Origin of the sequence: Acinetobacter sp. 1566109 (genome assembly GCF_000582255.1) — a bacterium.
Lineage (GTDB): Bacteria > Pseudomonadota > Gammaproteobacteria > Pseudomonadales > Moraxellaceae > Acinetobacter > Acinetobacter nosocomialis.
Genome location: NZ_JEYB01000028.1, coordinates 17195 through 30213, shown reverse-complemented (window position 1 = coordinate 30213; position 13019 = coordinate 17195). Strand labels below are relative to the sequence as shown.

15 protein-coding genes are annotated in these 13019 nt (G+C 38.2%); 6 read left to right on the top strand and 9 right to left on the bottom strand.

Annotated features, from left to right (window positions below; all coding sequences use genetic code 11):
• The first annotated feature begins 49 nt into the window (after positions 1-49).
• The 4 genes from msrB to J582_RS16630 all read left to right on the top strand — a co-directional run bounded on the left by msrB (position 50) and on the right by J582_RS16630 (position 2493).
• Positions 50-469: a peptide-methionine (R)-S-oxide reductase MsrB gene (gene msrB / locus J582_RS16640; RefSeq protein WP_002050224.1), complete on the top strand. Its 420-nt coding sequence runs from the start codon at positions 50-52 to the stop codon at positions 467-469.
• Positions 466-951, top strand: a complete 486-nt coding sequence (locus J582_RS16635; RefSeq protein WP_002050111.1) for a glutathione peroxidase — start codon at positions 466-468, stop codon at positions 949-951. Before msrB ends, J582_RS16635 begins: the two co-directional genes overlap by 4 nt.
• Positions 951-1796, top strand: coding sequence for an AraC family transcriptional regulator (locus J582_RS0104885; RefSeq protein WP_032048258.1), 846 nt, complete (start codon positions 951-953; stop codon positions 1794-1796). Before J582_RS16635 ends, J582_RS0104885 begins: the two co-directional genes overlap by 1 nt.
• Positions 1797-1860: 64 nt before the next feature.
• Entirely contained in the window at positions 1861-2493 is a 633-nt protein-coding gene (locus J582_RS16630; protein WP_032048257.1) for a LysE family translocator, read from the top strand.
• Positions 2494-2550: 57 nt separating this feature from the next.
• Here the strand turns inward: J582_RS16630 and dapC are convergent, their stop codons facing one another.
• The 6 genes from dapC to J582_RS16600 form a co-directional block, all read right to left on the bottom strand.
• Positions 2551-3720: a succinyldiaminopimelate transaminase gene (gene dapC / locus J582_RS16625; protein WP_032048256.1), complete on the bottom strand. Its 1170-nt coding sequence runs from the start codon at positions 3718-3720 to the stop codon at positions 2551-2553.
• Positions 3721-3745: 25 nt separating this feature from the next.
• Entirely contained in the window at positions 3746-6409 is a 2664-nt protein-coding gene (gene glnD, locus J582_RS16620) for a [protein-PII] uridylyltransferase (protein WP_004709237.1), read from the bottom strand.
• 27 nt (positions 6410-6436) lie between these two features.
• On the bottom strand, positions 6437-7654 hold the full coding sequence (purT, locus tag J582_RS16615; protein ID WP_080746687.1) for a formate-dependent phosphoribosylglycinamide formyltransferase: 1218 nt from the start codon (positions 7652-7654) through the stop codon (positions 6437-6439).
• 102 nt (positions 7655-7756) lie between these two features.
• The gene (locus J582_RS16610; protein ID WP_032048254.1) at positions 7757-8146 is read right to left on the bottom strand and encodes a tautomerase family protein; all 390 of its coding nucleotides are present in this window, start codon (positions 8144-8146) and stop codon (positions 7757-7759) included.
• A 129-nt stretch (positions 8147-8275) separates the two neighbouring features.
• Entirely contained in the window at positions 8276-8617 is a 342-nt protein-coding gene (gene ygaH / locus J582_RS16605) for an L-valine transporter subunit YgaH (RefSeq protein ID WP_004709233.1), read from the bottom strand.
• A 1-nt stretch (position 8618) separates the two neighbouring features.
• On the bottom strand, positions 8619-9341 hold the full coding sequence (locus J582_RS16600; RefSeq protein WP_080746698.1) for an AzlC family ABC transporter permease: 723 nt from the start codon (positions 9339-9341) through the stop codon (positions 8619-8621).
• Between the two features lie 119 nt (positions 9342-9460).
• Between J582_RS16600 and J582_RS16595 the strand changes: the two genes are divergently transcribed.
• Positions 9461-9931, top strand: coding sequence for a hypothetical protein (locus tag J582_RS16595; RefSeq protein ID WP_002050258.1), 471 nt, complete (start codon positions 9461-9463; stop codon positions 9929-9931).
• A gap of 69 nt (positions 9932-10000) precedes the next feature.
• Here J582_RS16595 and J582_RS16590 read toward each other — a convergent pair whose 3' ends face one another.
• Positions 10001-10336 carry a hypothetical protein gene (locus J582_RS16590; protein WP_002050113.1) on the bottom strand — a complete coding sequence of 112 codons (336 nt, stop codon included), beginning with the start codon at positions 10334-10336 and terminating at the stop codon, positions 10001-10003.
• Between the two features lie 161 nt (positions 10337-10497).
• The gene (locus J582_RS16585; RefSeq protein WP_032048252.1) at positions 10498-11205 is read right to left on the bottom strand and encodes a Crp/Fnr family transcriptional regulator; all 708 of its coding nucleotides are present in this window, start codon (positions 11203-11205) and stop codon (positions 10498-10500) included.
• Between the two features lie 92 nt (positions 11206-11297).
• Here J582_RS16585 and J582_RS16580 point away from each other — a divergent pair, with 92 nt between their 5' ends.
• Positions 11298-11819, top strand: a complete 522-nt coding sequence (locus tag J582_RS16580; RefSeq protein ID WP_032048251.1) for a DUF962 domain-containing protein — start codon at positions 11298-11300, stop codon at positions 11817-11819.
• A 52-nt stretch (positions 11820-11871) separates the two neighbouring features.
• On the opposite strand, the gene ychF is transcribed toward J582_RS16580, so the two are convergent.
• Entirely contained in the window at positions 11872-12963 is a 1092-nt protein-coding gene (ychF, locus tag J582_RS16575; protein ID WP_032048250.1) for a redox-regulated ATPase YchF, read from the bottom strand.
• Positions 12964-13019: the final 56 nt, after the last annotated feature.

Sequence of the window (13019 nt, the reverse complement as noted above, 5' to 3'; positions counted from 1 at the left end):
AAAATACGATTATCAATTTATGTTTACATCAGAATAAAAGGTGCATGTCATGGGAAAAGTTAATAAAACAGACCGGGAATGGCAAAGAGAGTTATCACCAGAAGAATATCGGATAACACGACAAAAGGGCACTGAACCAGCTTTTACGGGGCAATACTGGAATACTAAGCAGCACGGTACTTATGTTTGTCGTTGTTGTGGCGCGGAATTGTTCTCGTCAGATGCAAAATACGATAGCGGTTGCGGTTGGCCAAGCTTCTTTCGCCCAGTAAATGGAACTGTTATTGATGAACATGAAGATTTAACACATGGTATGGTCAGAACTGAAATTGTTTGTCATGATTGCGAAGCCCATCTTGGGCATGTTTTTGAAGATGGACCACAGCCGACAGGTTTACGCTACTGTGTGAACTCGGCATCATTACAACTTAAAACACAAGAAAAAAATGACGAGGAAACTTATCCATGAGTAACATTTATCAGTTTGAAGCTGAATTGTTAGAAGGTGATATTAAGCAATTTGCTGATTACAAAGGTAAAGTTTTATTAATTGTAAATACTGCCAGTAAATGTGGTTTTACTCCACAGTTTGCGGGCCTCGAAAAACTTTATGAAAAATATAAAGATCAAGGTTTGGAAGTTTTAGGTTTTCCCTGCAACCAGTTTGGTGGGCAAGATCCAGGAAATAATAAAGAAATCGGGGCTTTCTGCCAGCGAAATTATGGGGTGAAATTCCCTATGTTTGCCAAAGTCGATGTGAAAGGGCCTGAAGCTCATGTGATTTTTAGATATTTAACACGTGAAGCAAAAGGAATTTTGGGAAGTAGTAGTATTAAATGGAACTTTACCAAATTTTTGGTTGGCAAAGATGGTTCAGTTTTAAATCGTTATGCACCTACAACTAAACCAGAGGCATTGGAAGCCGATATTGAAAAAGCATTAGCGGGCTAATCGATTCAATGAACGCTATTCCTCAACCTTTCGAGTTTTGGCAAGATCGGCGAATGCCATATGTTGAAACTCGAAGGTCGTGTTTTAGCCGAACATGTTATAAGTCTCATAGCCATCCAACATTTTCAATTGGTGCTGTAGACGAAGGGAATAGTATTTTTAAAAGTTCTTTTAGCACTGAGCAAGAGATCTCCGCGGGTACTTTAGTTATTGTGCCCGCCCATATAGAGCATTCTTGTAATCCTAAGCCAAATATGGCTTGGAGTTACCAAATGCTGCATTTAGATCTGACTTGGTTAAGCCAGTTATATTCAGAGTTTCAACAGCAAGGTTTTGATTTGCATCTGCCACAGCATAAGCCGATCATTATAAAAGATGAAACTTTATACAAAGCTTTTACTGAAATGAATAAGACACTTTTTGATAAGCAAAAGCTAATTCTTGAAAAGGAACAGGTGCTTTTTGATTGTCTTATAGATTTATTATTGCCTCATTTTATTTTAGAAGAAATACAAAAACCGCAGTACTTATATAGAGATTTTCTAGATTTAGTTAATGTAATTACCTCTTCTGAGGATTTTATTTCTTTAGAGGTACTTGCCCAGCAGATTGGTCTGAGCCGTTATGCGATCATACGGTTATTTAAAGCAAATGTCGGTCTAACACCCCATGCTTTTCAAATAAATTTAAAAATTAACCAAGCTCGAGAACTCCTTAAACAGGGAATTTCACTCGCAGAGCTGGCCGTCAACTTAGGTTTTAGTGATCAAAGCCATTTCCATAAAGCTTTTAAAGCACATACAGGGGTAACTCCTCGGCAGTTCCAGCTCGCAGCCGCGCAATAATTTACAAGAAATTGTTTAGCTCTATTTCTAAGATTTTCCAGACTGTTTTACAGATGAAGCTGTTATGGAAGTTTTTTTAGTTATTGCATTTACTCATTTTTTAGCACTGTTATCACCGGGTCCAGATTTCTTTCTTATTCTCACTAGTCTTTTGCAAAAAGGGCGCCGTTATACCTATGGTATTGTTCTGGGAATCACTGTGGGAAACGCTTTAATTTTGGCGGGATGCCTGTTTGGTTTTATGTTGCTTGGAAACTTAAGTAGTATCTTGCTTTTAATATTTAAATGGCTTGGCGCTTTGTATTTAGCTTACTTGAGTTTTCTTTGTTTTAATGCAGCCCGATCTACAGTTCTAAATTTCTCAACCGATGTAAATAATTTAAGTGACCAAGCAAAAGATAAGTGCAACAAAATTAAAAGCTTGGTATTAGGTTTGCAATCGAGTCTTCTAAATCCTAAAAATGTTATGTTTTATAGTAGTTTGATGCTGCTTATACAATATAAGTTTAGCTTATTTCAAAAACTGCTTATGAGTGTATGGATGGTCGGTGTGGTGTTAATCTGGAATATCTTATTGGTTAAACTGCTGGCCTATGAACGAATCTTAGTCAAAATTAAGCGCTCTGCGACAGGTTTATACTATTGTTCTAGTATTGCTTTTATTATTTTTGCTGTGCTTTTGATTACCTATAAATAGTGTTATAGCCCAGTTGTACAACCTGAGTAAAAGGCTGTACAACTGCTAAGAAGAGACTTAAAGAACTGCTTTTAAACGCTTAACTACTTCTTCACATTGTGCTAAATCTGCTACTAAAGCCATACGTACATGGTTGGCTCCAGGGTTACCTTGTTCGGTATCACGAGATAGATAACGACCCGGTAGAACTTTAATGTGTGCTTTTTCCATGAGCATCTTGGCAAAAATTTCATCATTATCAACTTTTAGCCAATAGTAAAAACCAGCATCAGGTTTTTGTAATGGCAGTAAATGGCCTAGTTCAGATTGGAATAAGTCAAATTTTGCACGATATTGTTTACGGTTTTCTTCAACATGATCTTCATCATTCCATGCCGCAATTGATGCAAGTTGATGCTGAACAGGCATTGCTGCGCCGTGATAGGTACGGTATTGCAAATATGGCTTTAATAAAGCAGCATCACCCGCTACAAAACCTGAACGCATACCCGGTAAGTTTGAACGTTTTGAAAGTGAATGGAAGACGATACAGTTTTTGTAGTCATCACGGCCAAGTTCTGCACAAACTTCTAATAAACCCGTAGGGGCTTGGTCAAACCAAAGTTCTGAATAGCATTCATCAGAAGCAATAACGAAATTATATTGATCAGATAAGGCAATCAGCTTTTTAAATTGCCCTTTAGAAAGCACAGTACCTGTTGGGTTCCCCGGTGTACATACAAAAAGAAGGGCTGTTTTTTCCCATACTTCTGCTGGTACCGCGTCAAAGTCACCTAAGTATCCGTTTTCTTCTGTGCAATTAATGAAGTATGGCTTTGCGCCGGCAAGTAATGCTGCACCTTCATAAATTTGATAAAACGGATTTGGCATCACCACATAGGGTGCATCTTCACGGTTAATCAAAGCTTGAACAAAAGAGAAAATACCTTCACGTGTACCAGATACAGGTAAAATATGGTTTTCAGCACTAATACTATTAAGTTTAAAGCGCTTAGTTAACCACTCTGCAATACTTTGGCGAAGCTCAGGTAAGCCTTTGCTGTTTGGATAAGTGGATAGATGATTAAAGTTATCAATAATAGCCTCTTTAACAAACTCTGGTGCTGGATGCTTAGGTTCACCAATTGATAGTGGAATCAAGGGAAGGTTAGCAGGGGTAGTATCCTTAAAAAGTTGGTTTAACTTTTCAAATGGATACGGATGTAATAACGACAAGCTAGAGTTCATTAAACAGTTACCAAGTAGTTGAGTTTCAGTGCTGACAAATTTGATTAGATGCTTCATCTAATGCAGCTTTCAGTTTTTCCGAGAAGAGTTTGACCTCTTCGTTATTCAGCGGTTTGCCATCTTTTTTGGTGACAAAGAAAATATCTTCGGCACGTTCACCTAAAGTTGCGATTCGGGCTGAATGGATGTCTAAACCTTGCATCATAAATAAACCACCTACACGTGCAAGTAGGCCAGGATGGTCAAGTGTTGAAATTTCGACCATGTTTTGCTGTAAAGCTTCATTCAATGTAACGTCGACTGTATTTTCAATATCGAAGTGACGTAATTGACGTGGAATACGGCGTTGCATTAGCCCAGGGTATTGGTCTGGTTGGCTAAGTGCCTTCACTAATGCATTTTTAACAGTTTCTTCGCGTTCTGGGTCGGTAAGTAATGTACCGAAACGATCGAGTACAACATAAGTGTCTAAGCTAAATGCTGTACTTGCCGTGATAATTTTTGCGTCTTGAACGTCTAGGTTCATTCGGTCTAAAACAGCAACGGTTGTGGCAAAGAGATTAGGTTGATCGCGTGTATAAATAAAGATTTGCACAGCATCCTGAGCTGCTTTACGGTGAGCACGCAACAGAACTAATGGCTCCGGATTATCGCCGTGTTTTAAAATTGCTTGTGTGTGCCATGCAATTTCGTCTGCTGACTCTTTAATGAAGTATTCATCACCAAGTTCTTGCCATACTTTTTCGACATCAGCCAATGCAAAGTTATTTACCAGTAATTCACTTGCTGCAAATTTGGTGTCTTCAATCAGCATTTGATAGTCAACAGGACGACCTAAACCAGTACGGATTACATCACGAGCATGCGTATAAAGCTGACGCATAAGTGATGCGCGCCATGTATTCCAAAGTTTTGGATTTGTCGCATTAATATCGGCAACTGTTAAAGTATAGAGATAATCGAGATGCTCCATGTCGCCAAGTTTTTCGGCGAAATCTTTCACGACATCCGGATCAGAAATATCTTTTTTCTGAGCCGTAAGTGACATGAGTAAATGGTTTTGAATCAGCCATGCAATTAATTTGCATTCACGCTCTGTAAAGCCATGTGCACGTCCAAACTCGATTGCATCTTCTGCACCAAGTTCACTATGGTCACCACCACGGCCTTTTGCAATGTCATGGAATAATGCAGCAATAAAGACAATATCTTGACGGGCAAGACGTTGGAAAACTGAGCTCACCACAGGGAATTCTTTGGCAAATTCAGGTTCTCTAAAACGATTTAAATTACGTAGTAGTAATAAGGTGTGAGCATCGACCGTATAGATATGGAATAGGTCATATTGCATAAGACCCATAATTTGCCCAAAAGCAGGAATATAGTTTCCTAAAACACCATAACGTTTCATCGCAACTAAGGTATCGTATAGACGATAGGGTGAGCGAATAATCGACATAAACAGTGCTTGGTTTTCTGGGTTATTACGGTAACTTTGGTTAATTCTTTTTGCTGCAAGAATAAGTAAGCGCAAAGTTCGAGCACGAATACCTTCGATATCTGGTCGATTCGCTAAAATATAGAACAACTCTAAAATCGCACTTGGATGTTCTGCAAATATTTTATGATGCTGTACGGCAAGTTTATTATCGACAATTTTAAAATGATCGTTAACAACTTCAATTTTGCGTTCATAGTTGGGGAGTCGAGGGGTAATTACCGATTCGCTAAAATATGCCAGCAACATTTCATTCAGTGTTGAAACCTGTTGTGCCGTACGATAGTAGCGTTTCATGAATTGCTCAACGCCATAATTTACAGGTTGGCCTTCTTGGCGCACATATCCAAATTTAGCGGCAATTTCCCTTTGGTGATCGAAAAGCAAACGGTTTTCATCACGTTTGGCTAAACGGTGTAAGTGGTGACGGATTTCCCAAAGAAAACTTTCTGCTTCTTCTAAAACACCCAATTCAAATTCTGAAATAAAGCCTAAATGTACTAAGTCATAAATACGGTTTACACGGAAGTGGCGTTTAGCAATCCAACCAATCTGGTTAATATCACGAATACCACCTGGTGCATTTTTAATGTCAGGTTCTAAATTACTTTCAGTATTGTTGTGTTGGTGGTAACGCTTGGCTTGTTCTGCCATTTTTGCGTCATAAAAGGTTTTATCTGTCCATGTTTGTGAAACAATGCGGCGAGGCCATCTTGCAAGTTGAGTATTACCTGTTATTAAACGTGCTTCAATTAAAGTGGTTGCAACGGTTAAATCGGTAGCGGCTTGTTCAACACAGCTTTGAATGGTACGAACGCTAATGCCGGGTTTAAAGTTTCCCACATCCCATAAAGAAGAAATAAAAGTAGAGATGCGTTTTTCATTTTCTTCGTTAATTTCATGTTCCGATAGGATCATGATATCGACGTCGGAATAGGGCAGCATTTCACGGCGCCCATAACCACCTACAGCAAAAAGACCCAATTCAGTCTGATCAAGTTCAGCATGTTTCCATAAAAAGATCAGTGCTTCATCAACTAAATCTGAACGGGCTTTAATAATTTCACGAATAGATTGCCCATTTTCATATGAATCTTGCAACTGTTTTTCTACATCCGTTCGCCACTGATTAATGGCTTTAATATCATGATGACTTGAGACATAGTTCAACAATGGCGATGTATTGATCATGAAAATGGGTCTACCAATAAGTAAAAATTAAGAATTTGTTTGAACGCTTACTTGATCAGCGGTTTCTTTCGCTAAAGTACGGGCAAGATCAGTATTTTCAGCACGAGCCGTTGCCACACCCATACGGCGACGTTTGAAACCTTCAGGTTTGCCAAATAAACGTAAGTCTGTATCTGGGTGAGCTAAGGCTACATTCAGATTGCTATAACTTAAATTATTAGCATCGACTCCAGCATAAATTACGGCACTTGCGGCCACACTGTGACGTGCTGTATTTACAGGTAAACCTAAAATGGCGCGTGCATGTAATTCAAATTCACTTTGATACTGGGACGCTAAAGTTACAAGTCCTGTGTCGTGTGGACGAGGAGAAACTTCACTGAACCAAACTTTATCACCCTTGATAAACAGTTCTACACCAAAAATACCACAGCCACCAAGAGCTGTTGTCACTTTATTTGCAATACGTTTTGCTTCTTCAAGTGCAGCAGGTGTCATTGGTTGAGGTTGCCAGCTTTCTACATAGTCGCCTGCATCTTGGCGGTGACCAATTGGGTCACAGTAGTGAGTTTCAATTTCACCAGTTTCAGGGTTTTTAGCGCGAACGGTAAGGAGTGTAATTTCAAAGTCAAAATCAATTTGAGACTCGATAATAACAGTGCCTTGGTTAACACGGCCACCTTGCATTGCATATTCCCATGCCGCGTCGACTTCATCGAAACTTTTTACACGAGACTGTCCTTTACCAGAAGAAGACATGACCGGTTTTACAAAGTTTGGATAACCAATGTCATCACAAGCAGCGCGGAAGCTTTCGAGCGTATCAGCAAAACGATAAGCAGATGTAGGTAAACCAAGTTCTTCAGCCGCAAGACGGCGAATACCTTCACGGTTCATGGTCAGGTTTACAGCTTTAGCAGAAGGAATGACAGTTGCTGTTTGGTTAGCTTCAATCTCAAGCAAAACTTCTGTCGCAATCGCCTCAATTTCTGGAACAATTAAATTTGGTTTAACTTTTTCAATGAGCTGTTTTAATTGAGTTGGATCAGCCATGTTTAACACATAAGAAAAATGTGCAACTTGCATAGCTGGTGCGTGATCATAACGGTCGGCTGCATGTACTTCTACACCAAGGCGTTGTAGGGAAATTACAACTTCTTTGCCAAGCTCTCCTGAACCTAACAATAAAACTTTAAATGCAGAAGATTGAAGTGGGGTACCGAGTGTCACGCTCATGCGAATCATCCTGACAAAATTATTTTTTTAAGCATAGCAGAACTTATGGTGGAGTTAAGCCTTATAACGCATAAAAAGATGAATTTTGTCAGACAATGAAGTAAGTCGTTTTTAAACGTTAACTTGATAATTTAAATGTAATTCATCTGCGTTTTGACCACGGATACCCCAATTTTCTTTAGGGGTTTCGAAAATTGTGATTTCAATGTCTTGAGGAGTAATTCGACAATACTGTTGAATATTACGAAATAAGGTTTGGATTAATCTTTTCTTGGCTTCGGTGCTTCGGCCAGTAAACATTGAAAGTTCAATAATAACGTAGTGCTGGCTTCGATCTGAAGGATAGATAAAGTTTTCTGGTTTAAGGCTAATAAACCTTTGAAATCTTTTCTCGATTGGGTATTTCAACTCTTCAATGAGCGCTTGATGAATCGCATGAGAAAGCATTTCTCGATATTGCATGATGGTTTGTTCATTTGCATAAATTTTAACTTGTGACATTTTTATCTCTAATCGCTAGATGGTGTTATCTTTTAATAAATTTCAAAAATGAGTTTTTCATGCGAGAAGTCATTATTTTTAATCACTTCTAGCATTTATATATTATATAAGGTTGATAAGTTTATCTATTTATAAAGGTAAATAAGTATAGATAAGGCCATAAACGAGTGCAGCAGTTAACGTCGCAGGAACAATTTTCTTAAATTTAAAATAAAGACCTGCTAAAACCAGAAAGCCGATGAGCATTGCTAAACTTTTATCTGGATTTTTAAGAAGTGGGGGCAGGGTGGCAACCACAAGCATTGCACTAATTGCAGATATACCAATACTTCCTAAAGCAATTTTTATCCAGACAGCCCCACGTTTTTGATGAGTACCTTGTAGTTTCTGTATAACAAAAAATGGTCCGAAGCGGGAAGCAAAATTAGCAATACCAACAATAATACCGACCAAAATAATTTCTAAGTTCATATTAGGCTTCAACCTCATCAAACTGTTTCAGCACATAATGTTTAAATAGACCCGCTAAAATGCCTGAAAAAATACCAATAAAAATAGCAGCAGATAAGTTAATCCAATAACAGGCCAAGGCTGAAACGACTAAGGATACACCGACGACTAAAGTATGTTTACGTTCAAAAGCCGCGAGTAAAAAACTTAAAAATAAAGCAGGTAATAAGAAGTCTAAAGCTGCTTGTAAAAACTTTGGAAGGTGAGCGACTTGATCTGCAAATAGCCCACCTAACAATGAACCACTAGCCCAAGACATCCAGCTGAACAGACTTAAACCTAACATCCAAGATTCAGACCATTGCTGCTTGCGCTGTGAAAGCTGAATCATTCCACTCGCAAAAACCTCATCTGTAAGGCCCCAAGCCCAAACAGCCGTCTTTTTTAAGTTCAGTTTATTTGGAATTAGGTTATATAGTGCTGGACCATAAAGTACATGGCGAATATCAAGTGCAATAACCGTTAGGGCAGTTAGCCAAATAGAGGAGCCACTTGCCAAAAGTGCCACCACTAAAAATTGGCTAGCACCTGCATACATTGAACAGGAAAGAAAAAATGCTTCCCACGGGCTAAAACCAAATTGAGATGCAGAAACGCCAAAGGCAAAAGAAACCGGTAAATAAGTAAGTACGATGGCTTGACTATCTTTGGCACCTTGCCAAAAAGTTGCTGTTTGAGCAGCCATCTGTTGTTGATTTGACACAAGACACCTTGGCAGTAAACCAATTATAAAAACTTGAAAGATTGAGTATTGTAGCCGAATTTAATAGCATAGTGCCGAAATGTTTAATTCGGCAGTTTGATATGTTCAAGTCAAAAACTCGTTTAGTTTATATCGCCATCCTGAGTGCGAGCGTATTTATATTGCAAGGCTGTGATAATGGAAATCAGAGCACGGATAAAAAAGTTGAAATTAAACCAGCGCCGAAATTAACCAATGATGCAACGGCCTATGCAAACAAAGCATGGACACTCATTAATACCGTTGATCCTTTAGTCTATGGAAAACAGCTTAGTCAGATAAATGATAAAGTTCGTAAACCACTGCGTCAGCTCAGTACGGATTGGCGTATTAATGTGAAAATGACGGATTCGGTCACTGAAGGAAAATATGCGCTTTGCCGCAAAGCCTTAACCAGTTTAGATGTGTGGGCGAGAGAAACTGTGGAAAATGCAAATTCTGTTGCTCAAAAACAGGCTGATTATGAGCGTGATAAGCAGCAATGTAAGGACGCGATTGATAATCCTAATTTAGGAAATACATCTCCGAAATAAAGAGACTACATATAAAAAAGCGAGATTTTAAATCTCGCCTTTTTATATCCATAAATTAATCAATATTAATTATGGTTTTGTTGCGGTTTTAGCAGTGTTCGCAGTTTTTACAGCATCTTGTTTCATTTGATGAGTAGCTTGATTTGCTTCTTGTTTAGCGTGAGTTGCGCTAGTCATTGCAGCATGTTTCTGCTCATTCATATCTTTTTTAACATCTGTTTTTGTTTTTTCAGCTTCTTTTTTTGCTTTTTGAGCAGTAGTCTTGCCGCTTACAGCAACACATTTACCGCCTTTATGATGTGGTCCAGTTCCTCCTTGGAGTTGAGTTCCTTTTGGACATGCAAATGCCGAAACACTTAACATTGCCAATACGCCAGCTGTAAGAATTGTTGATAATTTTTTCATGTTAATCAGCGCCTTGTTGAGTATTATTGCTCAGTTTGAGTGTAAGATGAAAATTTCTGTTTTGGAATACTTATTTTGTGAAATAGAGTTTGAACAATGTTTTATTTTGCATTGTTATCTGATTTTTTAATTTAATTTTAAGTTTTTATTATATAGCACCTTTAAGTATGCGATTTTGCAATTAAATTTAATTTTTCCATATCTAAAATCTCAATTTTTCTAAACGAAATTTTAATAATATTTTGTTTTTCTAAAAGGTTTAATTCATGATTAATGGTTTGTCTTGAGACGGTTAGCATATTAGCTAATTGGTCTTGAGAAATATGAATTTGTCTTTCTTGGACAATAAGATGATTGCCGTAACCCTCTAAAATAAATAAAAGACGTTGAGCAAGTCTTTGAGAAAGACTGCGTGTTTGTATGGCAATCTGTTCTAAAAAAACGTACCTGAGTTTTTGGCTGGTTAAGCGTGCAAAATAGTACCAATAATAGGGATTGTCTTTGAGTAAGTCATTTAATGGTTTTGCAGGAATATGTAGAACTGTACTTTTTTTCAAAGCAATCGCATCGTGCGAACGTGGTTCATAGTCAATTAAAGATATTTCACCGAACCACATAATCGGCTCAGCAATTGCAGAAAGTGCTTCATTACCATTTATATCGACATAACCTAAACTAATTGAGCCTTCAAGGACGGTATAGATCCCATTAAACTCATCTTTAGCGTGGAAAACATAGCTGTTTTTCTCAAAAGTAACTTGCTTGCCATGTTCTAGAATAAACTTTTGGAATGCTTCCGGAAGCACACTAAACCATGTGTTTTCTTTTAATCGGTTAATATAAATAAGATCCAATATCAGCCCATCCATGAAAAAATTCATTACTTTGTCAAATAGCTGACAACTTTAAATTTTCCTTATTTGTACAGTATGGCTATAGTTAGGTGAATAGGGAATAACTTATGTCAAATCTGGAACAGAAACTGAGCCAATATGCGGCTTATCATTTAAACCATCAAAATATTTTGACGCACTTTATCGGTATTCCACTCATCGTGTTTTCAATTTTATGTTTAACTGCGAGAGCTGGAGTCGATATTGGCAGTTTTAAACTGACTTTAGCTGTAGTGTTGATTGCAGTTAGTACGATCTATTATTTCATTTTAGATAAAGTTTTTGGCGTAATTATGCTGATTCTTTTAGCCGCTGTGTATCCACTGGCGAGCCAAATTGCTCAATTATCCTTAGGACAATGGTTAGCGGCAAGTATTGGTTTCTTTGTGGTGGGTTGGGTCTTTCAGTTTGTTGGGCATTATTTCGAAAAGAAAAAACCAGCTTTTGTTGATGATGTGATTGGACTTGCCATAGGGCCATTATTTGTATTGGCAGAATTTATATTTATGCTAGGTTTTAGAAAGCCTTTGCATGCGCGTATTTTACAAGAGGCGCGCAGTAAACGAGAGGCGATGGATTTAAGTCATTAACAATAAAAAAAAGCCCCAATATGATGGGGCTTTTTCTTTCTTAAACTTTAACTTATACGTTAAAACGGAAGTGCATTACATCGCCGTCTTGAACAACGTAAGTTTTGCCTTCTAAACGCCATTTACCAGCTTCTTTAGCGCCGTTTTCACCGTTGTATTGTACGAAGTCGTCATATGCAACAACTTCAGCACGGATAAAGCCTTTTTCGAAGTCAGTATGAATCACACCAGCCGCTTGAGGAGCAGTTGCACCAACTTTTACTGTCCATGCACGTACTTCTTGTACACCAGCAGTGAAATAAGTCTGTAAACCTAAAAGTGCATAACCTGCACGAATAACCACATTTAAGCCTGGTTCTTCCATACCCATTGCTTCTAAGAACTCAGCACGATCTTCATCTTCTAATAATGAAATTTCAGCTTCAATCTGGTTGCAAAGAGGAACAACGATAGCGTTTTCTTCAGCCGCAAGTTTTTTAACTGCGTCTAAGTGTGGGTTGTTTTCAAAACCATCTTCTGCAACGTTTGCAATATACATGGTTGGTTTTAAAGTCATTAAACCAAAACCACGCACTAATTTACGTTCGTCATCAGACAAATCAGCCGCGCGAGCTGGTTTACCTTCGTCAAGTAAAGGTTGGATTTTCTCTAAAACTGCTTTAGTTGCTACAGCTTCTTTATCACCGCCTTTAGCAACTTTAGTTAAACGTAAAATTGCTTTAGCAACAGTTTCAAGATCGGCAAGCGCAAGTTCAGTATTAATCGTTGCGATGTCGTCTAACGGATCAATTTTACCATTTACGTGAATGACGTTTTCATCTTCAAAGCAACGTACAACATGAGCAATCGCATCAGTTTCACGAATGTTAGCAAGGAACTGGTTACCTAAGCCTTCACCTTTTGAGGCACCAGCAACAAGACCTGCAATGTCCACAAATTCCATTGTAGTTGGCAAAATACGCTGTGGTTTAACAATCCCAGCAAGTTTGTCTAAACGTGGATCTGGTACAGGAACAATACCTGTGTTTGGTTCAATGGTACAGAAAGGGAAGTTTTCCGCTGCAATCGCTGCTTTCGTTAATGCATTGAAAAGGGTAGATTTCCCTACGTTTGGCAGACCAACAATACCGCAATTAAAACCCATGAAAACCACTCACAAATGTGTAAATTAAAAATTGTCGCTGATTTTACATGAAAGCC